The 23,123-nt window shown below is 71.8% G+C and carries 22 protein-coding genes; 7 read left to right on the forward strand and 15 right to left on the reverse strand.

The window, feature by feature from the left end:
* Positions 1 to 173 precede the first annotated feature (173 nt).
* Both ACF1A1_RS23005 and ACF1A1_RS23010 read right to left on the reverse strand, forming a co-directional pair.
* A complete protein-coding gene (locus ACF1A1_RS23005) occupies positions 174 to 368 on the reverse strand; it encodes an acyl-CoA carboxylase subunit epsilon (protein WP_392002267.1) in 195 nt (64 codons plus the stop codon).
* 57 nt (positions 369 to 425) lie between these two features.
* Complete coding sequence (locus ACF1A1_RS23010) at positions 426 to 2,030, reverse strand: acyl-CoA carboxylase subunit beta (protein ID WP_392002269.1); 1,605 nt, start codon at positions 2,028 to 2,030, stop codon at positions 426 to 428.
* A 388-nt stretch (positions 2,031 to 2,418) separates the two neighbouring features.
* On the opposite strand from ACF1A1_RS23010, the gene ACF1A1_RS23015 reads away from it, so the two are divergent.
* The 4 genes from ACF1A1_RS23015 (at position 2,419) to ACF1A1_RS23030 (ending at position 5,595) form a co-directional block, all read left to right on the forward strand.
* Positions 2,419 to 3,036, forward strand: coding sequence for a YceI family protein (locus ACF1A1_RS23015; RefSeq protein ID WP_392002271.1), 618 nt, complete (start codon positions 2,419 to 2,421; stop codon positions 3,034 to 3,036).
* Positions 3,037 to 3,231: 195 nt separating this feature from the next.
* On the forward strand, positions 3,232 to 3,858 hold the full coding sequence (locus ACF1A1_RS23020; protein ID WP_392002272.1) for a hypothetical protein: 627 nt from the start codon (positions 3,232 to 3,234) through the stop codon (positions 3,856 to 3,858).
* A 259-nt stretch (positions 3,859 to 4,117) separates the two neighbouring features.
* Positions 4,118 to 4,636 carry a GNAT family N-acetyltransferase gene (locus ACF1A1_RS23025; RefSeq protein WP_392002274.1) on the forward strand — a complete coding sequence of 173 codons (519 nt, stop codon included), beginning with the start codon at positions 4,118 to 4,120 and terminating at the stop codon, positions 4,634 to 4,636.
* Between the two features lie 176 nt (positions 4,637 to 4,812).
* A complete protein-coding gene (locus tag ACF1A1_RS23030; RefSeq protein WP_392002275.1) occupies positions 4,813 to 5,595 on the forward strand; it encodes a serine protease in 783 nt (260 codons plus the stop codon).
* Between the two features lie 84 nt (positions 5,596 to 5,679).
* On the opposite strand, the gene ACF1A1_RS23035 is transcribed toward ACF1A1_RS23030, so the two are convergent.
* The 9 genes from ACF1A1_RS23035 to ACF1A1_RS23075 form a co-directional block, all read right to left on the reverse strand.
* Complete coding sequence (locus ACF1A1_RS23035) at positions 5,680 to 7,035, reverse strand: hypothetical protein (RefSeq protein WP_392002277.1); 1,356 nt, start codon at positions 7,033 to 7,035, stop codon at positions 5,680 to 5,682.
* Positions 7,036 to 7,221: 186 nt separating this feature from the next.
* Positions 7,222 to 8,832, reverse strand: coding sequence for a citramalate synthase (gene cimA, locus ACF1A1_RS23040; RefSeq protein WP_392002278.1), 1,611 nt, complete (start codon positions 8,830 to 8,832; stop codon positions 7,222 to 7,224).
* 313 nt (positions 8,833 to 9,145) lie between these two features.
* Positions 9,146 to 9,748 (reverse strand): TetR/AcrR family transcriptional regulator, encoded by a 603-nt coding sequence (locus tag ACF1A1_RS23045; RefSeq protein WP_392002280.1) that lies wholly within the window; start codon positions 9,746 to 9,748, stop codon positions 9,146 to 9,148.
* Positions 9,745 to 9,975 carry a hypothetical protein gene (locus tag ACF1A1_RS23050; protein ID WP_392002282.1) on the reverse strand — a complete coding sequence of 77 codons (231 nt, stop codon included), beginning with the start codon at positions 9,973 to 9,975 and terminating at the stop codon, positions 9,745 to 9,747. Before ACF1A1_RS23050 ends, ACF1A1_RS23045 begins: the two co-directional genes overlap by 4 nt.
* A 9-nt stretch (positions 9,976 to 9,984) precedes the next feature.
* Positions 9,985 to 11,028: an agmatine/peptidylarginine deiminase gene (locus ACF1A1_RS23055; RefSeq protein WP_392002283.1), complete on the reverse strand. Its 1,044-nt coding sequence runs from the start codon at positions 11,026 to 11,028 to the stop codon at positions 9,985 to 9,987.
* Between the two features lie 9 nt (positions 11,029 to 11,037).
* Complete coding sequence (locus tag ACF1A1_RS23060; RefSeq protein ID WP_392002285.1) at positions 11,038 to 12,708, reverse strand: urease subunit alpha; 1,671 nt, start codon at positions 12,706 to 12,708, stop codon at positions 11,038 to 11,040.
* On the reverse strand, positions 12,705 to 13,385 hold the full coding sequence (ureA, locus tag ACF1A1_RS23065; RefSeq protein ID WP_392002287.1) for an urease subunit gamma: 681 nt from the start codon (positions 13,383 to 13,385) through the stop codon (positions 12,705 to 12,707). The genes ACF1A1_RS23060 and ureA overlap by 4 nt, the downstream gene beginning before the upstream one ends.
* Positions 13,386 to 13,647: 262 nt before the next feature.
* Complete coding sequence (locus tag ACF1A1_RS23070) at positions 13,648 to 14,736, reverse strand: branched-chain amino acid aminotransferase (RefSeq protein ID WP_392002288.1); 1,089 nt, start codon at positions 14,734 to 14,736, stop codon at positions 13,648 to 13,650.
* Positions 14,737 to 15,018: 282 nt separating this feature from the next.
* On the reverse strand, positions 15,019 to 16,062 hold the full coding sequence (locus ACF1A1_RS23075) for a 3-isopropylmalate dehydrogenase (protein ID WP_392002290.1): 1,044 nt from the start codon (positions 16,060 to 16,062) through the stop codon (positions 15,019 to 15,021).
* Positions 16,063 to 16,192: 130 nt separating this feature from the next.
* Between ACF1A1_RS23075 and ACF1A1_RS23080 the strand changes: the two genes are divergently transcribed.
* Complete coding sequence (locus tag ACF1A1_RS23080) at positions 16,193 to 17,752, forward strand: purple acid phosphatase family protein (protein WP_392002291.1); 1,560 nt, start codon at positions 16,193 to 16,195, stop codon at positions 17,750 to 17,752.
* 58 nt (positions 17,753 to 17,810) lie between these two features.
* On the opposite strand, the gene ACF1A1_RS23085 is transcribed toward ACF1A1_RS23080, so the two are convergent.
* Positions 17,811 to 17,942 (reverse strand): hypothetical protein, encoded by a 132-nt coding sequence (locus ACF1A1_RS23085; protein ID WP_015493350.1) that lies wholly within the window; start codon positions 17,940 to 17,942, stop codon positions 17,811 to 17,813.
* A gap of 225 nt (positions 17,943 to 18,167) precedes the next feature.
* Positions 18,168 to 19,061: a LysR family transcriptional regulator gene (locus ACF1A1_RS23090; protein ID WP_392002292.1), complete on the reverse strand. Its 894-nt coding sequence runs from the start codon at positions 19,059 to 19,061 to the stop codon at positions 18,168 to 18,170.
* Positions 19,062 to 19,165: 104 nt separating this feature from the next.
* Between ACF1A1_RS23090 and ACF1A1_RS23095 the strand changes: the two genes are divergently transcribed.
* Complete coding sequence (locus ACF1A1_RS23095; protein ID WP_392002293.1) at positions 19,166 to 20,167, forward strand: NADP-dependent oxidoreductase; 1,002 nt, start codon at positions 19,166 to 19,168, stop codon at positions 20,165 to 20,167.
* A 67-nt stretch (positions 20,168 to 20,234) separates the two neighbouring features.
* Entirely contained in the window at positions 20,235 to 20,441 is a 207-nt protein-coding gene (locus tag ACF1A1_RS23100) for a DUF5988 family protein (protein ID WP_392002295.1), read from the forward strand.
* Between the two features lie 77 nt (positions 20,442 to 20,518).
* Here ACF1A1_RS23100 and ACF1A1_RS23105 read toward each other — a convergent pair whose 3' ends face one another.
* Positions 20,519 to 21,379 carry an alpha/beta fold hydrolase gene (locus ACF1A1_RS23105; RefSeq protein WP_392002296.1) on the reverse strand — a complete coding sequence of 287 codons (861 nt, stop codon included), beginning with the start codon at positions 21,377 to 21,379 and terminating at the stop codon, positions 20,519 to 20,521.
* A 73-nt stretch (positions 21,380 to 21,452) separates the two neighbouring features.
* On the reverse strand, positions 21,453 to 23,084 hold the full coding sequence (pruA, locus tag ACF1A1_RS23110; RefSeq protein ID WP_392002298.1) for an L-glutamate gamma-semialdehyde dehydrogenase: 1,632 nt from the start codon (positions 23,082 to 23,084) through the stop codon (positions 21,453 to 21,455).
* Positions 23,085 to 23,123 lie beyond the last annotated feature (39 nt).

Consider the following 23,123-nt stretch of genomic DNA (forward strand, 5'->3'; position numbering starts at 1 on the left):
GCCTCTCCAGCGCGCTCGCCGAAGGCTTCGGACTCAGGCCGGTCGGGATGCCGGCCGGTTCGCCGGCCGCGCCGGTACGCGCGCCGTGTGAGCCCTTGCCGCTCCCGACCCCAACCGGAAGGCCCCGGCCGCCCTTGCGGGGCGTCGGGGCCTTCGGCGTACGGCGCGGGCGCTCAGCGCCAGCTGTGGGGTGCCCGGAAGCCGGGCTCGCGCTCCAGGCGGCGCCAGCCGGCCCTGGCGCGGCCGCGGTGGGCCGGGGTGGACTCGGAGGAACGGGCGGCGGCGCGGGCCAGGAGGATCGCCGTGATGGCGGCGACTTCCTCGGGCTCGGCGTGGCCCTTCTCGACGCGGATGTCAGGGGTGTCCATGGATGTCAGTCTCCGTGAGAGAGGTTTCCGCGAGGGTGTCGCGGAAAGTCCGCTGGGTTACTGCGGGGGGTTGCCGTGCTTGCGCGAGGGCAGGTCGGCGTGCTTGCTGTGCAGCATCGCCAGGGACTTGACGAGGACCTCGCGGGTCTCGGCGGGGTCGATGACGTCGTCGACCAGGCCGCGCTCGGCCGCGTAGTACGGATGCATCAGTTCGGACTTGTACTCCTTGACCATGCGGGCCCGCATGGCCTCGGGGTCCTCGGCCTCGGCGATCTGGCGGCGGAAGATGACGTTGGCGGCACCTTCGGCGCCCATGACGGCGATCTCGTTCGTCGGCCAGGCGTAGGTGAGGTCAGCACCGATGGACTGGCTGTCCATGACGATGTAGGCACCTCCGTACGCCTTGCGCAGGATCAGGGAGATCCGGGGCACGGTCGCGTTGCAGTAGGCGTAGAGGAGCTTCGCGCCGTGGCGGATGATCCCACCGTGCTCCTGGTCGACGCCGGGAAGGAAGCCGGGGACGTCCAGAAGAGTGATGATCGGGATGTTGAAGGCGTCGCACATCTGCACGAAGCGCGCGGCCTTCTCACTGGCCTCGATGTCCAGGACACCGGCGAGCGTCTGCGGCTGGTTGGCGATGATGCCGACCACCTGGCCGTCGAGGCGGGCCAGCGCGCAGATGATGTTGCGCGCCCAGCGCTCGTGGACCTCCAGGTACTCGCCGTCGTCGACGATCTCCTCGATCACCTTGGTCATGTCGTACGGACGGTTGCCGTCCGCCGGAACCAGGTCGAGCAGGACGTCGCCGCGGCGGTCGGCCGGGTCGGAGCACTCGACGCGCGGGGGGTTCTCGCGGTTGTTCTGCGGGAGGAGGGAGAGGAGGTAGCGGACCTCCGCGATGCAGGTCTCCTCGTCGTCGTAGGCGAAGTGGGCCACGCCGCTCGTCTCGGCGTGCACGTCCGCGCCGCCGAGGCCGTTCTGGGTGATCTCCTCACCGGTGACGGCCTTGACCACGTCGGGGCCGGTGATGAACATCTGCGAGGTCTCGCGGACCATGAAGACGAAGTCGGTCAGGGCGGGGCTGTAGGCCGCGCCGCCCGCGCACGGGCCGAGCATCACCGAGATCTGCGGGATGACACCGGAGGCCTTCGTGTTGCGCTGGAAGATGCCGCCGTAGCCGGCCAGGGCGGAGACGCCCTCCTGGATACGGGCGCCCGCGCCGTCGTTGAGCGAGACCAGCGGGGCACCGGCCGAGATGGCCATGTCCATGATCTTGTGGATCTTCGTGGCGTGGGCCTCGCCCAGCGCGCCGCCGAAGATGCGGAAGTCATGGGCGTAGACGAAGACCGTACGGCCCTCCACCGTGCCCCAGCCGGTGATGACACCGTCGGTGTGCGGCTTCTTCGCCTCCAGGCCGAAGCCGGTCGCCCGGTGCCGGCGCAGCTGCTCGACCTCCTGGAAGGACCCCGGGTCCAGGAGCAGCTCGATGCGCTCGCGGGCGGTCAGCTTGCCCTTGGCGTGCTGCGCCTGGGTCGCCTTCTCGCTCGGCCCGGCCAGCGCCCGCGCACGGATCTCGTGCAACTCGGCGACGCGCCCGCGCGCGTCCGTCGGCTCGGCAGGCTCCGCGGTCGGCTCACCCGTCGTCTCTTCCAAAACGGTCATGTAGTGACCTTACGAAGCCCGCCAAGGAAAGCGAGACGTCGACTCCGTACAGTCTCCGACGCGTTTTCCTGGTACCACTGAACAGAACCAAGGGGGCGTGCAGGCGTTCCGACTGCTCAGAGGGCCTGGCGGTTGTAGAGGTCGCACAAAGGTGACGCGTGAGATCCACTTCACATTCACCGGCGTGGCGCGCCCTCCGGACGGGTGACACGACGAGCCTAGCCCCAGCCGGCGAGCGCCGGAGCGGGGCGGTCGCACACAGCTCCGGCGTCCGCAGTCCACAGATGTTGAAACTTGAACGGAATAGGTCTACGGTCGTTCTCGTTGACGTCGTTGAACGTTCAACATCCTGGATCACCTCCTCGATCCCGTCCCCAAGGAGCACGTCATGGGCATCTTCGGCCGCAAGACCACCGAGTCCACCGAGTCCGCCACCACCCCCGCCGTCGCCGTCGTGAACCCGGAGCTCGCCGCGCTGACCGGCGACTACTCGATCGACCCGGCGCACTCGACGATCGGCTTCGTCGCCCGGCACGCGATGGTCACCAACGTCAAGGGCAAGTTCAACGACTTCACCGGCGCGCTGCACCTGGACGGCACCGACCCGTCGCGGTCCACCGCCACCATCGACGTCAAGATGGACAGCATCGACACCGGGTCCGCCGACCGTGACGGCCACCTGAAGAGCGCCGACTTCTTCCGGACCGAGGAGTTCCCGACGATGACGTTCCGCTCGACCGGTGCGCAGACCCTCGGCGGCGACGACTACCGCATCACCGGCGACCTGACCGTCCTCGGCGTGACCAAGCCGCTCACCATCGACCTGCAGTTCAACGGCTGGGCGAAGGACCCGTTCGGCAACGAGCGCGTCGGCTTCGAGGGCAAGGCCGAGATCCTGCGCTCCGAGTGGGGCCTGACCTGGAACGCGGCGCTGGAGACGGGCGGCGTCCTGGTCTCCGACAAGATCAAGCTGAACTTCGACATCTCGGCGATCAAGAACGCGTGACGTCCCGCCGACCGCCCCTCCCCGAGCGCGCCCGCCCTCCACTCCCCTTGGGAGGGCGGGCGCTCGGCGTGTCCGGGCCGCGCGCCCCGAACGCTTCCTGTACGCACCCCGGGCCGCGCCACGGTCGTCGGCGCCGCTCGTTGACCAGGGCACCCCCGCCGGCACGGCCGGGGAGACCGCGAGCCAGGAGGCGCCATGAGCCCCAGGACAGGACCACAGCACTACCCGGGCGCGAACCGCGACCACTGGTACCAGGACGACTTCGGCGGAGCCCGCATGGAGGTCAACGCCGTCGTCCTGCACACCACCGAGGGCCGATCGCTGCCCGGATACGGGGGCGGCGCCTCCGCGCCGAACCTGACGGCGGTGCCGGACCTCGCCGCCAAGAAGCTGAAGTGGTACCAGCACTTCGACATCGACATCTCCTCGCGTGCCCTGGTCAACAAGCCCGGCGGCGTCGAGACCAACACCCTGAACGTCTGTCAGGTCGAACTCGTCGGCACCTGCGACCCCGAGCTCCACACCAAGTGGAAGACGAGCGGCCATGCCCACATCTACTGGCCCAAGGCCCCCGACTGGGCCCTGCTCGGCGTCGCCCGCTTCCTGGCCTGGATCCACACCCACCACGGCGTCCCCCTGCGCGGCCCGGCCCTGTGGCCCGCCTACCCCAGGTCCGCCGGGAACGGGGGCGGGCAACGGATGAGCGGGGCCCGGTGGAACGACTTCCGGGGCGTGTGCGGGCACATGCACGTACCCGAGAACACGCACGGGGATCCGGGGGCGATCGACTTCGAGCGGCTGATGGAACTGGCGAGGGGCTGACGCAGGGGCGGCATCGGCCCGGGGGCCGGGGGGCGGCCGCCTCCGGTTCCGCGGCGCCGGCCTGGCCGTGTCCTTCCGGATCAGCCCGATGCCGGGCTGCGGCACGGTCCCGGGACGATCCCACGGACACGGCCTGGCCCCGAGCCGGCCGTCGGCGGCGTCCGGGAGGTTCCCGGGGACGGACGACCCCTGGGGGAGCCGTCGGCTTCCCGCCGGAACGCCGTGGACAGGGCTCGGCGCGGTGCCGCATGATCCCCGCATGATCCGAGCCGCCACCGTGCACGACATCCCCGAGATCCGGGCGATGATCCGCGAACTCGCCGACTACGAACGGGCCGTCGAGCAGGCGCGGGCCACGGAGGAGCAGCTCCGGGAGGCGCTGTTCGGGGAGCGGCCGGCGGCGTACGTGCTGATCGCGGAGGACGACGGGAGCGGTGAGACGGCCGGCTTCGCGCTGTGGTTCCCGCGGTTCTCGACCTGGACCGGCACGCGGGGCATGCATCTCGAGGATCTGTACGTCCGGCCGCACGCCCGGGGCGCGGGGCACGGCAGGGCTCTGCTCGCCGCGCTCGCCGCGATCTGTACGCGCAGCGGGTACGAGCGGTTCGAGTGGTGGGTGCTGGCGTGGAACCGGCCCACGATCGAGTTCTACACGTCCCTCGGGGTGGAGTTCCTGGACGAGTGGACGGTGTGCCGGCTGAGCGGAGGGCCGCTCGACGAGCTCGCCGCCACGGCGCCGGCCGTCGGGGAGCGGGCGCCCGGGTCCGGACGTGGCTGAATCGCACCCCTTGTGTGAAAGCTTGCGACGTTCTCATAATCCAGCGACAGATTTGACCTGCCCATGCCAGCAATGGGCTCTTCTTTGTTGCCGCTGTTGTCATGCGCGCGTCAATTCCGTGTCTCGGTTCCACCCGGTTCCACACCCCAGGTCAACCCCCCACGGAAGGCATCACGTTGAAGAGACTCCTCACGGCGCTCAAGAGACTCGCGGTCGTCGGCGCCGCCGCCCTCGCGGTCGCCAGCCTTCAGCCCGTCTCGTCCGCGCAGGCCGCCCCCTCGCCCGTCGTCGGCGGAACCCGCGCCGCGCAGGGCGAGTTCCCGTTCATGGTCCGGCTCTCCATGGGCTGTGGCGGCGCGCTCTACACCCAGCAGATCGTGCTCACGGCGGCCCACTGTGTGGGCGCCACCGGCCCCAACACCAGCATCACCGCCACCGCCGGTGTCGTGGACCTCCAGTCCACCTCAGGCCGCGTCCAGGTCCGCTCCACGTACGTGTACCGGGCCCCGGGCTACAACGGCAACGGCAAGGACTGGGCGCTCATCAAGCTCGCGTCGCCCATCAACCTGGCGACGCTGAAGATCGCCACCACGACGCAGTACAACACCGGCACCTTCACCGTCGCCGGCTGGGGCGCGGCCACCGAGGGCGGTGCCCAGCAGCGCTACATGCTCAAGGCCAGCGTGCCCTTCGTGAGTGACGCGACCTGCCGTTCGTACAGCGGCTACAGCGGTCTGATCGCGAGCGAGGAGATCTGCGCCGGCTACGCGGCCGGCGGCGTCGACACCTGCCAGGGCGACTCCGGCGGCCCGATGTTCCGCCGTGACGCGTCCAACGCCTGGATCCAGGTCGGCATCGTCAGCTGGGGCATCGGCTGCGCCCGGCCCAACGCGCCCGGCGTCTACACCGAGGTCTCCACCTTCGCCTCGGCCATCGCCTCGGCAGCGGCCTCCCTCTGACGCACACCCCCTCTCGTCGTACGACGTCCACGGGCCCGGCGCGCTCCGCGCCGGGCCCGTGCCCATGACGGTGGGAAAGGGGGGTCAGAAGCCTCCGCCGAAGTCCCCGCCGCCGAAGTCCCCTCCCCCGCCGCCGCCGAAGTCGCCGAAGTCGCCGAAGCTCCCGGTGTCGAAGTCCGCGCCGGACACGTCGCCGCCCTCGTAGCCGCCGCCGAAGTCGCCATAACCGGAGCCGTAGTCGGCGGCGTAGGTCGGGGTGGCCATCATGCTGCCGAGCATCGTGCCGATCAGGAGGCCCGGCAGGATGCCACCGCCGAAGTAACCGCCCGCCCAGGGGCCGTAGGCCGGGCCCGCCTCCCAGTACGGGCGGCGGCCGTAGTCGGTGTCGACCTCGCGGATCACCGGGTCGCGGCCGTCGGCCAGGCGGGTCCGGTCGGCCGCGCAGACCGGGACCTCGCGGGGCGCCCCGCCGGGCGGGGTCCAGGCGGCGTCGGCGACGGAGGGACCGTGGCGCGGGTCGAAGAAGCAGGGCGGGCGACGCTCGGGCAGCGGGCTGCCCGCCCTGCGCGCGGTGAGCCGGGCCAGGGAGAAGCGGCCGTCCTCCAGGGCCTCGGTGACGGCGCGGACGTCCTCCGGTTTCGTCGCGGCCGCCATGAACGACTTGGCCTTCTCGTAGGCGTCGAGGGCGTGCTCGTAGTCGGCGCGCATGGCGTCGTCGGCGCCCGGTTCGGCCGGGTGGAAGTCCAGGCGGTCGAGTTCCTCGCCGAAGGCGGTGATGTCCTCGTCGACGACGACCCGGAGCCGTTCGAGGGCGGCCCGCTGTTCCTCCTCGTGCCGCCGGCGGTTGTGGCGTACGAGGGTGTAGGCGCCGGCGCCGCCGGCCACCAGGACCGCGCCCGCGGTGATCAGGGCGGTGGACGAGATTCCGCCGCCGTCGGAGCCGCTCCAGCTCGCGGGGGCCGAGCCGCCCATGTTGGCCAGGGCGCGGTCGGTGAAGTCGTCGAGCTGGGTGGCCGCGTCGGTCTGGCCCTGGACGCTGCCGACGAGGTTGCGGACGGCCGCGTTCGGCAGGACCGCGGGGTCGGCGCGGGCGTCGAAGCGCTCGCCGAGGCGGATGGCGTACAGGCCGGTCACGCCGGTGGCGGTGCGCAGGTCGGTGAAGAGGTTCTCCGTGGGGTAGCCGGCCGGGAGGACCACGACGAACACGGGCTTGTCGGCGCCCTCGATCTTCTTCTGCAGCGCGACGGCGTCGCCCCGCGAGAGGAGGTTCGAGGCCTCTGGCTCGACGTAAACGGGACTCTCGCGCAGAGCCGCGGCGATCGTCGAGACGCTGCTGTCCGCGGCGGCGCGGGGGGCGCCGGCCGAGAGCAGGGTCAGGGTGGCGAGTGCCAGCGCGATCAGCAGTCCGGCGAAGGCACGGGTCGATGATGCGACCTTCATACTTCGAAGCTACCCGAATACGCACAAAATAGGGCACCCCCTGTTGTGTGCAGGGGGTGCCCTGCGGAAAACCGGGGCTGCCGGGTCAGGCCCCGGCGGTACGGCCACCGCGGGTCGTACCGCCGGCACCCGGCGCGTGGACCGCGTTGCCCGGTCTCGCGCGCCGGGGCGGGCCCGTCCGGGCGGCTACTCCGCGGGGTCCACTCCCGCCCGCAGCAAGCCGTACGTGTAGGCATCCTCCAGCGCCTGCCACGACGCCGCGATCACGTTCTCCGCGACGCCCACCGTCGACCACTCTCCCGTGCCGTCGGTGGTGGAGATGAGGACGCGGGTGGTGGACTGGGTGCCGTGGACGCCCTCCAGGATGCGGACCTTGTAGTCGACGAGGTCGAGCTTGGCGAGCTGGGGGTAGATCTTCTCCAGTCCGACGCGCAGGGCCCGGTCGAGGGCGTTGACCGGGCCGTTGCCCTCGGCCGTGGCGACGATGCGCTCGCCCTTGGCCCACAGTTTGACGGTGGCCTCGTTGGCGTGGGTGCCGTCGGGGCGGTCCTCGACGATCGCGCGCCAGGACTCGACCTCGAAGTAGCGCAGGGGCTTGCCCTCGACCTCGGTGCGGAGCAGGAGTTCGAAGCTCGCGTCCGCCGCCTCGTACGTGTAGCCCTTGAGTTCGCGTTCCTTGACGCGCTCCACCACCCGGCCGACCAGTTCGCGGTCGCCGCCCAGGTCGATGCCCAGTTCCTTGCCCTTGAGCTCGACGGAGGCGCGGCCCGCCATGTCGGAGACCAGCATCCGCATGGTGTTGCCGACCAGCTCGGGGTCGATGTGCTGGTACAGGTCGGGGTCGACCTTGATCGCGGACGCGTGCAGGCCGGCCTTGTGGGCGAAGGCCGACACCCCTACGTACGGCTGGTGCGTCGACGGGGTCAGGTTCACGACCTCCGCGACGGCGTGCGAGATGCGCGTCATCTCGCGGAGCCTGCCCTCGGGGAGGACCTTCTTGCCGTACTTCAGCTCCAGGGCGGCGACGACCGGGAAGAGGTTCGCGTTGCCGACCCGCTCGCCGTAGCCGTTCGCCGTGCACTGCACGTGGGTCGCGCCCGCGTCGACGGCGGCGAGGGTGTTGGCCACCGCGCAGCCGGTGTCGTCCTGGGCGTGGATGCCGAGGCGGGCGCCGGTGTCGGCGAGGACGGTCGAGACGACCGCCTGGACCTGCGCCGGGAGCATGCCGCCGTTGGTGTCGCAGAGGATGACCACGTCGGCGCCGGCCTCCGAGGCGGTACGGACGACCGCCTTCGCGTACTCGGGGTTGGCGCGGTAGCCGTCGAAGAAGTGCTCGCAGTCGACGAAGACGCGGCGGCCCTGCTCCGTCAGGTAGGAGACCGTGTCGCGGACCATCTCCAGGTTCTCGTCGAGCGTGGTCCGCAGGGCCAGTTCGACGTGCCGGTCGTGGGACTTCGCGACCAGGGTGATGACCTCGGCGCCCGCGTCCAGCAACGCCTTGACCTGCGGGTCCTCGGAGGCCTTGGCCCCGGCGCGGCGGGTGGCGCCGAAGGCGACCAGCTGGGCGTGCCGGAAGTCGATCTCCTCCCGGGCACGGGCGAAGAACTCGGTGTCGCGCGGGTTGGCGCCGGGCCAGCCGCCCTCGATGAAGCCGACGCCGAAGTCGTCCAGGTGCCGTGCGATCGCGAGCTTGTCGGCGACGGTGAGGTTGATGCCCTCGCGCTGCGCGCCGTCGCGCAGGGTCGTGTCGAAGACGTGGAACGAGTCGTCGAGCTCGCTGGTTGCCGTCTCGGTCATGGTCTCAAGGCTCCTGTTGTGGATCTTCGGTCTTACCGGAATGACCGGCTCCACCGTCCCCCCATGGTCCCGCTCGCTCTCGTTCCCGACTGATGGTGGGCCAGGAAAACGAAAAACCTCTCGCGGGTGCGAGAGGTCTGCGCGCGGGTCGAGGACGACGATGGCCGCCCGTACCTGGTCGTACGTGGCGGTCACTGCGGACCGGCGCGCCTGCTGCCAATAATCGTGGCGAACGAGAGCACGGGGGCAGTCTGGCACAAGCCGCCCCCGTGCTCACCGGGTGTCTCAGGATGCGGGAAGGCTGCTCTCGGGCTCAGGCGTCCGTGAGGAGGGTCCCGCGCAGGAACTCCCGTACGTGGCCGAGCACCTGCTCCCGGTCCGTGCCGCGCAGGCCGATCGCCACGTGGATGGAGAAGCCGTCGAGGAGGGCGCGCAGGCGGGCGGCGAAGCGGTCGGGGTCGACACGGCGGAACTCACCCCGCGAGACCCCCTCGGCGATCAGCGCCACCAGGTCGCGGTGCCAGGCGCCCTCGATGGCGGCCTGGCGGTCGCGGGCGTCCTCGTCGGCGTTCTGCGAGCGGTTCCAGACCTCCAGCCAGAGCGTCCAGTGCGGGTCGCGGTGCCCGTCCGGGACGTACAGGTCGACGTACGCCTCGAGGCGTTCGCGGGCGGAGGCGGAGCGGGTGAGCAGCCGGCCGCGCTCCGCGCCGAGCCGGCCCTCGCTCCATTCCAGGGTCCGCAGGAGCAGCTCGTCCTTGGAGCCGAAGTAGTAGAGGAGATGGCCGCTGCTCATGCCGACCTCGCGGCCGAGCGCCGCCATGGTGAGCTTCTCCAGACCCCGCTCGGCGATCATCTCCATGGCGGCGGCGAGGACCTGCTCGCGCGGCGGGGCCGGGGTGCGACGGGTCGTGCTCATACGGCGGCCGGCCGTGGGCCGTCGGGCAGGACGCGGGTCGCGTACGGCGCCCCGCACGGCCGCGGGGCCACGGCGTACGCGCGGCGCGGCGCGGTCGGCGGGGCGTGCCGGGAGCCGTCGGGGTGCGCCGGCCCGTCGCACCCCGGGCGCGGCGGCGTCCCGGGCAGCGGGCGCGGCGGTTCGGTGGGGCGGGGGCCGCGGGCCGTGCGGAGCAGCAGTGCGTTCACCCGTACGTTCTACCCGACCGTCACCCTGGGCTGCTGCTGGGTGATGCAGTGGATGCCGCCGCCGCCCGCGAAGATCGTGCGGGCGTCGACGAGCGTCACCGTCCGCCGCGGGAACAGGCGGCGGAAGACGCCGGCCGCGATCTCGTCGCGCGGGTCGTCGAAGCCGCACAGCACGACGCCGCCGTTGCAGAGGTAGTGGTTGATGTAGGAGTAGTCGGCCCAGTGGCCGTCGGCCTCCAGGACGGTCGGGGCGGGGACCTCGACGACCTCCAGGCGGCGGCCGCGCGCGTCCGTCTGCGAGCGCAGCAGCCCGATGATCTCCTCGGTCACCTCGTGGTCGGGGTGCGCCGGGTCCGGCTGGTGGTGGGCGACCACGACGCCCGGGCGGGCGAAGGCGGCGACGATGTCGACGTGGCCGAGGGTGCCGAAGCCGTACGGGGGATAGTCGCCGGTCAGGCCGCGCGGCAGCCAGATCGCCTTGCGGGTGCCGAGGTGGGCGTGGATCTCGGCCTCGGCCTCCTCCCGGGACCAGTGCGGGTTGCGCTCGGGGCCGAGCTGGACCGTCTCCGTCAGCAGGACCGTGCCCTCGCCGTCGACATGGATCGCGCCGCCCTCGTTGACGAGCCGGGAGGTGTACGTCCGCGCGCCGGCGAGGTCCGAGACGTACGCGGCGATCTTCGCGTCGTGTTCCCAGCGGGCCCAGTCCTGGGCGCCCCAGCCGTTGAACGTCCAGTCCACGGCGGCGAGTTCACGTCCGTTCGTCAGGAAGGTGGGCCCGATGTCCCGCATCCAGGCGTCGTCCAGGTCGCGTTCGACGGTGTCGACGCCCTCGCCCAGCAGGGTGCGGGCCTCGGCCGACTGCCCGGGTCCGCACACCACGGTCACCGGCTCGAACCGGCGTATCGCGCGGGCGACGGACGCCCAGGCCCGGCGGGCGGCGGCGAGGCCGTCCGGGTCGTCGAAGGTGGGGTTGGGGGACGGCCACGCCATCCAGGTGCGCTCGTGCGGGGCCCATTCGGCGGGCATGCGGAAGCCGTCGGCGGCTGCGGACATCGGTGATCCTCAGAGGAAGTAGAGGCGGTTGAGGGAGACGGACTCGGCCGGTGCGGAGCGCAGCGGCTCGCCGTCGAGGGTGACCAGGCCGGTGCGCTGGTCGACGTCGACCGATCCGGTGCGGGTGTTGAGGCGCAGGTCGGCGGGGCCGATGCCGCGGGTGCCGCGTACGGCGACCCTGCGGCGGCGGGTCGGCATCGTGTCGTTGCCCTGGTCCAGGGCGGCCCGGGCGACGAAGGCGACGGAGAGGTCGGCGGGCGTGGCGCCGTGGGCCCCGAACTGCGGCCCCAGGACCAGGGGTTCGCAGGTGTCCGTCGCCGCGTTGGGGTCACCGACCACGCCGTACGCCGGGAAGCCGGCCTTGAGGACGAGCTGCGGCTTGGCGCCGAAGTACTCCGGCCGCCACAGCACGATGTCGGCGAGCTTGCCGACCTCGATCGATCCCACCTCGTGGGACAGTCCGTGCGCGAGGGCGGGGTTGATGGTCAGCTTGGCCATGTACCGCAGGACGCGCTCGTTGTCGTGGTCCTCGGGCGCGCCGCACTCGGCCTTCATCTTCCCGGCCATGGCGAACGTGCGGCGGACCGTCTCGCCCGCGCGTCCCATGCCCTGCGCGTCCGACGAGGTGATGCCGATGGCGCCCAGGTCGTGCAGGACGTCCTCGGCGCCCATGGTCCCGGCGCGGATGCGGTCGCGGGCCATGGCGGCGTCGCCGGGCAGGTCGGTCTTGAGGTCGTGGACGGAGACGATCATGCCGTAGTGCTCGGCGACCGCGTCCCGGCCGAAGGGCAGGGTGGGGTTGGTGGAGGAGCCGATGACGTTGGGGACGCCCGCCATCTTCAGGACGTTGGGCACGTGTCCGCCGCCGCAGCCCTCGATGTGGAAGGCGTGGACGGTGCGGCCCTCCAGCACGCTCAGGGTGTCCTCGACGGAGAGGCACTCGTTCAGCCCGTCGCTGTGCAGGGCGACTTGGACGTCGTGTTCCTCGGCGACCCGCAGGGCCGTGTCCAGCGCCCGGGTGTGGGCGCCCATGTCCTCGTGCACCTTGAAGCCGGACGCGCCGCCCTCGGCGAGCGCCTCGGTCAGGGGCGCCTCGTGGGACGACGAACCCCGGCCGAGGAAGCCGATGTTGACCGGCCAGGCGTCGAAGGCGCCGAACGCGTGCCGCAGCGCCCACGGCGAGTTGACCCCGACGCCCCACACCGGCCCGAACTCCTGCCCGATGATCGTCGTCACCCCGGAGGCCAGCGAGGCCTCCATGATGCGCGGCGACAGCAGGTGGACGTGCGTGTCCACGGCGCCGGCGGTGGCGATCAGCCCCTCGCCGGACACGATCGACGTGCCCGTACCGACGACGACGTCGACCCCGTCGAGGGTGTCCGGGTTCCCGGCCCGCCCGATCGAGCAGATCCGCCCCGCGCGGATCCCGATGGACAGCTTCCGGATCCCCTGCACGGCGTCGATCACGACGACGTTGCTGATCACGACGTCACAGGTCTCGCGCACGGCGGCGGCCTTGAGGTGCAGTCCGTCGCGGGCGGTCTTGCCGAAGCCGGCGAGGAACTCGTCGCCGTACCGCTGTGCGTCGGACTCGACCCGGATCACCAGGCCCGAGTCGCCGAGGCGGACGCGGTCGCCCGCGCGGGGGCCGTGCGTGGCGGCGTACTCGTACGGATTCACCGCTGTGCTCCCAGGTATCCGCAGGCGGCGGCCCGGCGCAGGGCCTCTTCCTTCGCCCCCGGCGCGTCCAGCGCCCCGTCGACCAGTCCGGCGAAGCCGATCGCGATCCGGTCACCCCCGACCGGCACGAGCCCGACCTCGCTCGTCTCCCCCGGCCCGAAGCGCATCGACGACCCGGCGGGGACGGCGAGCCGCATGCCGTAGGCCCGCTCGCGGACGAAGTCCAGACGCGGATTGGCCTCGAAGAAGTGGAAGTGGGAGGTCACGGAGACGGGCACGGTGGCGGTGTTGGTGACCGTCAGCCGCACGACCGCCTCGGGCTCGGCGTGGACGGGCCCCGGCAGCAGCGCGCCCGGCGCCCGCTCCCCCAGCCCGCCGCCGATCGGGTCGGAGACCACCGCGAGCCGTGAGCCGTCGTCGAAGACGGCCTCGACGTGCACCTCGGTGACGACGTCCGCCACACCGGGCAGGACGTCGTCCGGCCCGAGGACCGACCGCGCGCGCTCGACGGCCTCGGCGAGCCGGGCACCGTCGCGGGCGGCCTCACAGACGGTGTCCGCGATCAGCGCGGTCGCCTCCGGCACGTTCAGCCTCAGACCACGGGCCCTTCTCGCCCGGGCCAGCTCGGCGGCTCCGAAGAGCAGCAGCCGGTCACGTTCGGTGGGGGTGAGTCTCACGTCGCGGCACCTCCTTGCTTGCCTTGCCTTGGGCCACTTTAGAGCATGACTCTAAAGTGTGGCCTACAAGCAACAAAAGGGGTCTGACTTCCCTGCTCCGTCACATCGAACACCGCTCAAAGCTATGAGTCCTCGGCGGACTGCGGCTTCCTGTTGTCCGGGGGGTCGCCGGAGCCCGCGGACCTGTCGCCGTCACCCGCCCGCGCACACGAAAGGGCCGCCGCGGACGCTGGTCCGCGGCGGCCCTGACGAACAGTGAGTTCTAGCCGAGCTGGTGCATCCAGCCGTGCTTGTCCTCGACGGTCCCCCGCTGGATGTCCAGCAGCGCCTCGCGCAGCTTGAGCGTGACCTCGCCGGGCTCGCCGCCCGACTGCTTCCACTCGGCACCGGCACGCTTGACCGTGCCGACCGGGGTGATGACGGCGGCGGTGCCGCAGGCGAAGACCTCGGTGAGGGTGCCGTTCTCGGAGTCGCGCTGCCACTGGTCGATGGAGACGCGGCCCTCCTCGGCCTCGAAGCCGAGGTCGCGGGCGACGGTGATGAGGGAGTCGCGGGTGACGCCCTCCAGGATGGAACCGGTGAGGGACGGCGTGACGATCTTGTCGCCGTAGACGAAGTAGAGGTTCATGCCGCCGAGTTCCTCGACCCACTGGTGCTCGACCGCGTCGAGGTAGCAGACCTGGTCGCAGCCCTTGGCGGCGGCCTCGGCCTGGGCGAGGAGGGAGGCCGCGTAGTTGCCGCCCGTCTTGGCGTCACCCATGCCACCGGGGACGGCGCGGACGCGGTCCTCGGAGACCCAGATGGAGACCGGCTTCACGCCGCCCGGGAAGTAGGCGCCGGCCGGGGAGGCGATGACGAGGAAGAGGTACTCGTTGGCGGGCTTCACGCCCAGGCCGACCTCGGTGGCGATCATGAAGGGGCGCAGGTAGAGGGACTCCTCACCGCCGTGGGCCGGCACCCACCCCTTGTCCTGCTGGACCAGGACGTCACAGGCCTCGATGAACGTCTCGACCGGCAGCTCGGGCATCGCGAGGCGCCGGGCGGAGGCCTGGAAACGCCGCGCGTTCTTGTCCGGGCGGAAGGTGGCGACCGAGCCGTCGGGGCGGCGGTAGGCCTTCAGTCCCTCGAAGATCTCCTGGGCGTAGTGCAGGACGTTGGTGGCCGGATCGAGGGGGATCGGCGCGTACGGAACGAGCTGTCCGTCGTGCCAGCCGCGGCCTTCGGTCCACTTGATCGTCACCATGTGGTCGGTGAAGTGGCGGCCGAACCCGGGGTTGGCGAGGATCGCCTCCCGCTCGGCAGCGGAGAGCGGGCTGGCGGAGGGCTTGAGCTCGATCGTGGGCGTCGTCATGAGTGGTGTCCTTCACCGGTTGTAGTGACGGGCCGCGCTCACTCCCGCACGGCACGTGGCCAGTGCTAGGACGTCCGAGCATTCCCTCATACCGCGGCTCCGCGTTCGATTATCTCGTGGAGCGTACGGCGGAAGAAAACGGGGTGAATGCGGCCCACGGTTGATGGTGGCACCCGGCGACCGCATACGGAAAGCCGCCGGGTGCGGATGCCACCCGGCGGCTTCGAAGGCGTCGAACGGCGCCGGGGGTGCCCCCCACGCCGTGCAGACAGTGGGAGAGGGTCAGCCGGCTACTCGTACGGAGAGCGCGTCACCGATCTCGGAGGTGGAGCGGGCGGGCTTGCCGGTGCGCTCGGCGAGGTCGGCGGAGACGGCGTCCTCGATGCGGGTCGCCTCGGCGTCGTGGCCGAGGTGGCGCAGGAGGAGGGCGACGGACAGGACCGTGGCGGTGGGGTCGGCCTTGCCCTGGCCGGCGATGTCCGGGGCCGAGCCGTGGACCGGCTCGAACATGGACGGGAACTCGCCGGAGGGGTTGATGTTCCCGCTCGCGGCGACGCCGATGCCGCCGGAGACGGCCGCGGCGAGGTCGGTGACGATGTCGCCGAAGAGGTTGTCGGTGACGATCACGTCGAACCGCTCGGGCTGGGTGACCAGGTAGATGGTCGCCGCGTCGACGTGCATGTACTCGGTGGTGACCTCGGGGAACTCCTCGGCCACCGTGTTGAAGACGTTCGTCCACAGGTGACCCGCGAAGGTCAGCACGTTGTTCTTGTGGATCAGCGCGAGCTTCTTGCGCGGGCGGGCCTGGGCGCGGGCGAAGGCGTCGCGGACCACGCGCTCGACACCGAAGGCCGTGTTGACGGAGACCTCGGTGGCGACCTCGTGCGGGGTGCCCTTGCGGATGGTGCCGCCGTTGCCGGTGTACGGGCCCTCGGTGCCCTCACGGACGACGACGAAGTCGATCCGCGGCTCGCCGGCGAGCGGGGTGGCCACGCCCGGCAGGAGCTTGCTGGGCCGCAGGTTGACGTGGTGGTCGAAGGCGAAGCGGAGCTTGAGCAGGAAGCCGCGCTCCAGGACGCCGGAGGGGACGCTCGGGTCGCCGATCGCGCCGAGCAGGATGGCGTCGTGCTTCTTCAGGGCGTCGAGGTCGGCGTCGGTGAGGGTCTCACCGGTGGCGTGGTAGCGCTTGGCGCCGAAGTCGTACTCCTTGGTCTCCAGCTTCACATCCTGCGGGAGGACGGCGGAGAGGACCTTCAGACCTTCGGCCACGACCTCCTGGCCGATGCCGTCACCGGGGATCACTGCGAGATTGATGCTGCGAGACATGCCCGGCACCCTACTCCTCGTCCCATGGGATGACACGGCCCGTCCGGCATACGGACAGCAGGCGTCGTCCGCCCGAGGGCGTTCACCCGTTCGCCTGACGGGTGTTGGGGCGCACGGGAAGGTAGGGGCCATGGAGACACCGGACGTCGGCATCCCACCCCGGCTCGCGGAGCGCCTGAGCATGGCGGAGCAGTACGAGTATCTGCGCACGAGACCGTCCCGGCGCCGGACGCTGGTGTCGGCCGGCGCGGTGGCGGGCGGGCTGCTGACCGGCGGCTCGGCCCCGGCCGGCACGGCGGCGCCGTCCCGCTTCCCCTCTCCCGTCGCCGGGGCGCCCGGTGCGGCCGTCGCCCCCTTCGGACGCCACCTGTCCTTCGGCGCCGACCCGCGCACGCAGATGCGGATCTCCTGGCAGGTCCCGACCCCGGTGCGCCACCCCTACGTGCGGATCGGCACGCGCCCCGACGAGCTGGGCGGCAGGATGGAGGCGGAGGTGCGCGCCCTGCGCACGCCCGGCGTCGAGGGGGTGCGCAGGGCCGTCGAGCAGTACTACGCGCACGCGGCGCTGGACGACCTCCTGCCCGGCACGACGTACTACTACGGCGTCGGCCACGACGGCTTCGACCCGGCCGCCCCGGAACACCGCGCCACGATCACGTCCTTCCGAACCGCTCCGGCCCGGCCGGAGCGGTTCGTGTTCACCGCCTTCGGCGACCAGGGCGTGGGACGGGACGCGGCCGCCGTCGACCGGCTGCTGCTGCGCGAGAAGCCCGCCTTCCACCTGCACGCGGGTGACATCTGCTACGCGGACGGCGCCGGAAGGGGCACGAAGGCGACCGGCTACGACCCGGTGACCTGGGACTCCTTCCTGCGGCAGAGCGAGCCGGTGGCCCGCTCGGTGCCGTGGATGGTGACGACCGGCAACCACGACATGGAGGCCTGGTACTCCCCCGACGGCTACGGCGGCCAGCTCGCCCGTTTCTCCCTCCCGGACAGCGGCTTCGCCCCGCGCACGACCCCGGGCGCGTACACGTTCACCTACGGCAACGTCGGCGTGGTGGCGCTCGACGCGAACGACGTGTCGTACGAGATCCCCGCCAACCTCGGGCACACCGGGGGCCGGCAGACGGCGTGGCTGAAGCGGACGCTGGCCGCGCTGCGGGCGGCGGACGGCGTCGACTTCGTCGTCGTGTTCTTCCACCACTGCGCCTACTCGACCTCCGCGCACGCCTCCGACGGCGGGGTGCGCGCGGCGTGGCTGCCGCTGTTCGCCCGGTACCGGGTGGATCTGGTGATCAACGGGCACAACCACGTGTACGAGCGGACGGACGCCGTGAAGGACGGCGCGGTCGGGCGCACGGTGCCGGTCGGCGGGTCGGCCGATCCGGCCAGGGACGGGACCGTGTACGTCACGGCGGGCGGGGGTGGCCGGGACCTGTACGGCTTCCCGGCGGGCGTGGCGGAGAGCTACGAGGGGCACGTCACCGGCCATGAGCCCGTCGACACCTTCCGGTGGACGAGGTCCCGGGACAGGGCGACGGAGACCGTGGAGTGGTCGCGGGTGCGCTACCGGGGGTTCTCGTTCCTCACGGTGGAGGCGGTCGGCGGTGCCGCGCCCCGGCTGACGGTGTCGGCGCGCGCCTCGGACGGCGCGCGCATCGACCGTTTCGAGGTGCGGCGCGGGGCCTGAGGTCCCGCTCGGGCCCGCGCCGCACCCCGACGGGAGCGGCTCCCGGACCGGGGGTGCCTCAGTGGCCGGTCTCGCCGCCGTTGTCCCGGCGGTCGAGGGCGCGCTGGAGGGCGGCTGCGGCGTTCTTGCGGTCGGACTCGCTCGTGCGGGAGACGTGGCGGACTCGGCGGCGGACGGTCGTCTCGGCCATGGGAAATCGACTCCTTCGACGAAGCAGGGAGTGCGGAAAGGGGTGCGAGACGCCGGATGGGGCGGGGAGCGACGGTGCCGCAGGGGTTGCCTGCACGGGGCTCCGGCTCACGACCGCCATTCGCTGGGTCGAGCGAGACGTTCGGCTCCTACAAAGCTAAGGGAGCAGCGCGCGGCTGTCTCCACAATTACTCGGACTTCCTACTATCTGAGACAGTGCACTGGGTCACACGGCGCTGAACTGGTCTTTCGCGTGTGCGCGCAGCTCCCGGACGAGCGCGCGAACGGCGGCTGCCGTGGCGAGTTCCGGGGTGGTGACGTAGCCGATCCGGCGGGTCGGCCGCTCGGGTCCCAGGTCGGTGATCCGCAGACCGGACGGCACCCGGGTGAGGGAGAGCGCGGGCATGATCGCCATGCCGAGTCCGCTGCCCACCATCGACAGCACGGCCCCGTCGTCCTCGGCGCGCACGGTCGCGGCCGGGATCCAGTCCTGGGCCGCCCACCACTCACGGGTGTAGGAGGAGCAGTTCTCCTGCCAGTCGACGAGCGGCAGCGAGCGGGGGTCGGCGTGCCCGGCCGGGTGCACCAGTGCGTACGGCTCCTCCAGCAGGACGTCGCCGACCAGTCCGGGCGGGACGGGTGCACCGGTGCCGAGGGTCGCAATGCCGAGGTCGGCCCGTCCCTCGGCCACCTCGCCGGTGGTGCCGGGGCCGATCTCCCGTACGACGGTGACGGAGACGTCGATCCCGGGGTGGCGGGCGGCCAGCCGCTCCAGGACGGGGGGCAGCAGGTACAGGGCGGCGCTGCGGAAGGCGGCGATGCGCAGCGGTCCGGCGAGCCGTCCCGGGCCGGTTCCCCTGGTCTCGGCGACGAGCACCTCCAGCATCCGCAGGACGCGGCGGGCGTGGGCGACGGCCCGCGCGCCGGCCGAGGTGGGCCGGGCGCCGAACCGGCCGCGCTCGAACAGCACGACGCCCAGTTTCCGTTCGATGCCGCGCACCGCGTGGGAGACGGCGGACTGGGTGGCCGCGAGCCGCACGGCGGCGGCCGAGAAGCCGCCCTCGTCGGCCACCGCCACCAGGGTCCGCAACTCCTGCGGTGCAAGATCGACCGAGTTCACGCCTGGCTCCCACCTGCGGGTATGAGGACGCTTCATGGATCGTCCCGTTCCATGAGCCCAACCCTCTCCCCGCCCCCGCGCATTCCTGCCTACGGTCCCCTCCCATGACCGACACCGCGCTCACCGTCCAGCAGACCGTCCGCCCGACCGGCTTCCCCACCGCCGGCCACTTCCGCTTCGTCGAGTCCCCCGTCCCGCGGCCCGCGCCGGGCACGGCCGTGGTGGAGAACCTCTACTGGTCGGTCGACCCCTACCACCGCGAAATGATGGACGCGGACTTCGCGTTGAACGCCCCGCTGGAAGGCCGCACGCTGGGCCGCGTCGTCGCCTCGCGCGAACCGGCGCTCCCCGAGGGCGAGATCGTCCTCCACCGGCAGGGCTGGCGCACCCACGCGGTGGTCGGCCCCGAGGAGGTGAGACGCCTGCCGCACCACGACGGCGTGCCCCTCTCCGCGTACCTGAGCGTCCTCGGCGGCACCGGCCTGACGGCCTACGTCGGCCTCACCCGCATCGCCCGGCTCCGCGAGGGCGACGACGTGTTCGTCTCCGCGGCGGCCGGCGGGGTCGGCACGGCGACCGGCCGCTTCGCCCGCCTGCTCGGCGCGGGCCGGCTGATCGGCAGCGCGGGCACCCCGGAGAAGGTGCGCCACCTGACCGAACAGGTCGGCTACGACGAGGCCTTCGACTACCACACCGGTCCCGTCGCCGACCTCCTCGCCCGGTCCGCCCCCGACGGCATCGACGTCTTCGTCGACAACGTCGGCGGCGAGCACCTCGGCGCGGCGATCGGCGCCCTGCGCCGGCGCGGGCGCGTGGTCCGGATCGGCACGGTCGGCCAGTACAACACGCCCGACGCGCCGCCGGTTGTCTTCGACCACGCGGACGTGGTGGAGAAGAGCCTGCGCATCGAGGGTTTCCTGGTGCGCGACCACCGGGACCTCCAGGAGGAGCTGTACGCGTTCGCCGTACCGCACCTGCTCAGCGGGGCACTCGTGGCGGACGAGACGGTGGTGGACGGCTTCGAGCGGATCGTGGACGCGTTCCTGCTGATGCTGCGGGGCGGGAACACGGGGAAGATCCTGGTACGGCGGTCACCCGCCTCTTGATCGTCCACACGACTGATCCTCCACCCGGAGCGTGGCATCGGCTCGCGGTCACGGGAACGGTGAGGGCATGAGCGACACGGCCAAGGCACTTCTCGAGGGCGGCCCGCGGGATCTGCCCGAACGGATCGTCCCGGTCCCGGCCCCCGGAGACGATGTGAAGATCGAGCTGCGGAACGGCTACGAGCACTTCAGGCCCACCGACCGCCACTCGGACACACCGGAGGGCAGGCTGCCGGTGTACGAGTGGTGGGAGCGGACGGAAATGCCCGGCTAGGGCCTGGCGTCGCCGGGCAGGCGGGAAGGTGGACGACAGGGGCCATGGGCCATGTCCGGCGCGCCGGGGACAGCGGCTCATCGCAGCGCCGGCACCACCGCCTCCTCGAAGCCCTCGGGGTCCTCCGCCCACGGCATGTGTCCGGCTCCGGGCAGGATCACCCGGCGCACGTTCGGCAGGGCCCGTTCCAGCGAGTCCACGGCCGAGCGCGGGCGGATGTCCCGCTCGCCGTCCACGATGAGGACGGGCAGGTCGAGGGCCTGGCAGGCGGCGTACAGCTCGGGGGTGCCCCAACTGCGCCTCCGCTCCCGGCCGAGAGCCCTGTTGCACGCGCGGTTGATCCCGAACCAGGGGTCGGCCATGCGTCCGGCGTGCTCGAGCGCCCGCTCCCGGTCCTCGAACTCGACGGACCACTGGAGCACTGCCTGTTCCCGCGCCTCCTCGTCCGTCATTGACCGACGTCCCGTCAGTTCCTGCCAGCGGGCGAGCCGTTCGGGGATTTCACCGAGCCGGGCGAGGAGGTTCTCCCGGTGCGCGGGGTGCCAGTCGGCGTCCGGGCCGATGCCCGTCCCGCTGACGTAGATCAGCGTGCTCACCCGCTCCCGACGCGCGAGCGCGTAGCTCAACGCCAGTTGGGCGCCCCAGGAATGCCCGAGCAGGGCGATCCGGCCGAAGCCGAAGTGGGCGCGTACGGCGTCCAGATCGGCCACGAACCGCTCGGTCGTCCACGGCCCGTCGCAGCGCTGCGAGCGTCCGCAGCCGCGCTGGTCCCAGCGGATCACCGTGGCCCGGCCGGTGAGCGGCTCGGCCACGTCTTCGAACATGTCCCACAGTCCCGGCCCGCCGTGGCACAGCACCAGCGGCTCGCCCTCGCCCGACCGCGCCGCCCACAGCCGCACGCCGTCGTCGGCCGTCACGCTCTCCTCGGTCCACGTCACGGGGCCAGTCTGCCCGCCGGACAGCGGGACGGGCCGGGTCGGAGAAGACCTGGCCCGTCCGGGGTGCGGGGTGTCAGCCCATGTGCGGGTAGATGTAGTCGGTCGGCGGGACCAGCGTCTCCTTGATGGAGCGGGTCAGGGTCCAGCGCGTCAGGTTCTGCGGCGCGCCGGCCTTGTCGTTGGTGCCGGAGGCGCGGCCGCCGCCGAAGGGCTGCTGGCCGACGACGGCGCCGGTCGACTTGTCGTTGATGTAGAAGTTGCCGGCCGCGTAGCGCAGCTTGTTCATCGCGTAGGCCGCCGCGGCGCGGTCGCCGGCGATGACCGAGCCGGTCAGCGCGTAGTCGGACACCGACTCCGTCTGCGTCAGCATCTCGTCGTACGTGTCGTCCTCGTAGACGTGCACGGCGAGGATCGGGCCGAAGTACTCGGTGGTGAAGACCTCGTTCTCCGGGTCCGAGCACTCGATGACGGTCGGGCGGACGAAGTAGCCGACCGAGTCGTCGTAGTCGCCGCCCGCGACGATCGTGCAGGCCGGGTCCGCCTTGGCGCGGTCGATGGCGGCCTTGTTCTTGGCGAAGGCGCGCTCGTCGATGACGGCGCCGATGAAGTTGGACAGGTCGGTCACGTCCCCCATGGCGATGTAGTCGACCTCGGCGGCGAACTCCTCGCGGAAGCCGTCGTTCCAGATCGACGCGGGGATGTACGCGCGGGAGGTCGCCGAGCACTTCTGGCCCTGGTACTCGAAGGCGCCGCGGGTCAGGGCGGTCTTCAGGACGGACCGGTCGGCGCTCGGGTGGGCGACGACGAAGTCCTTGCCGCCGGTCTCGCCGACCAGACGCGGGTAGGAGCGGTACTTCTCGATGTTGGCGCCGACCGTCTTCCACAGGTACTGGAAGGTCTTCGTCGAGCCGGTGAAGTGGATGCCGGCGAGGTCGCGGTGGTTCAGGGCGACCTCGGAGACCTCGATGCCGTCGCCGGTGACGAGGTTGATGACGCCCTTGGGCAGTCCCGCCTCCTCCAGGAGCCGCATGAGCAGCACGGCGGCGTGGGTCTGCGTCGGGGAGGGCTTCCACACGACGACGTTGCCCATCAGGGCCGGGGCCGTCGGCAGGTTGCCCGCGATCGCCGTGAAGTTGAACGGCGTGATCGCGTAGACGAAGCCCTCCAGCGGGCGGTGGTCGAGGCGGTTCCACACGCCCGGGGAGTTGGCCGGGGGCTGCTCGGCCAGGATCTGGCGGGCGTAGTGGACGTTGAAGCGCCAGAAGTCGACCAGCTCGCAGGGGGTGTCGATCTCGGCCTGCTGGGCGGTCTTCGACTGGCCGAGCATGGTGGAGGCGGCCAGCGTCTCGCGCCACGGTCCGGCCAGCAGTTCGGCGGCGCGCAGGATGATCGCCGCGCGGTCGTCGAAGGACATCGCGCGCCAGGCCGGCGCGGCGGCGAGGGCCGCGTCGACGGCGTCCTGGGCGTCCTGCCGGGTGGCGTTGGCGTACGTGCCGAGGCGGGCCTTGTGGTTGTGCGGCTGCACGACGTCGAAGCGCTCGCCGCCGCCCATCCGCTTCTCGCCGCCGATCGTGCAGGGCAGGTCGATCGGGTTGTCGGCGAGTTCCTTGAGCTTGGCCTCGAGGCGGGCACGCTCGGGAGAGCCGGGGGCGTAGCCGTGCACCGGCTCGTTGACGGGGGTGGGGACCTGGGTCACAGCGTCCATGTGTTCCGTAACTCCTTGCGTTGAGCGGGTGGTTCGGGC

It is taken from the genome of Streptomyces sp. NPDC014995, from assembly GCF_043080745.1.
Taxonomy (GTDB): Bacteria; Actinomycetota; Actinomycetes; order Streptomycetales; family Streptomycetaceae; genus Streptomyces.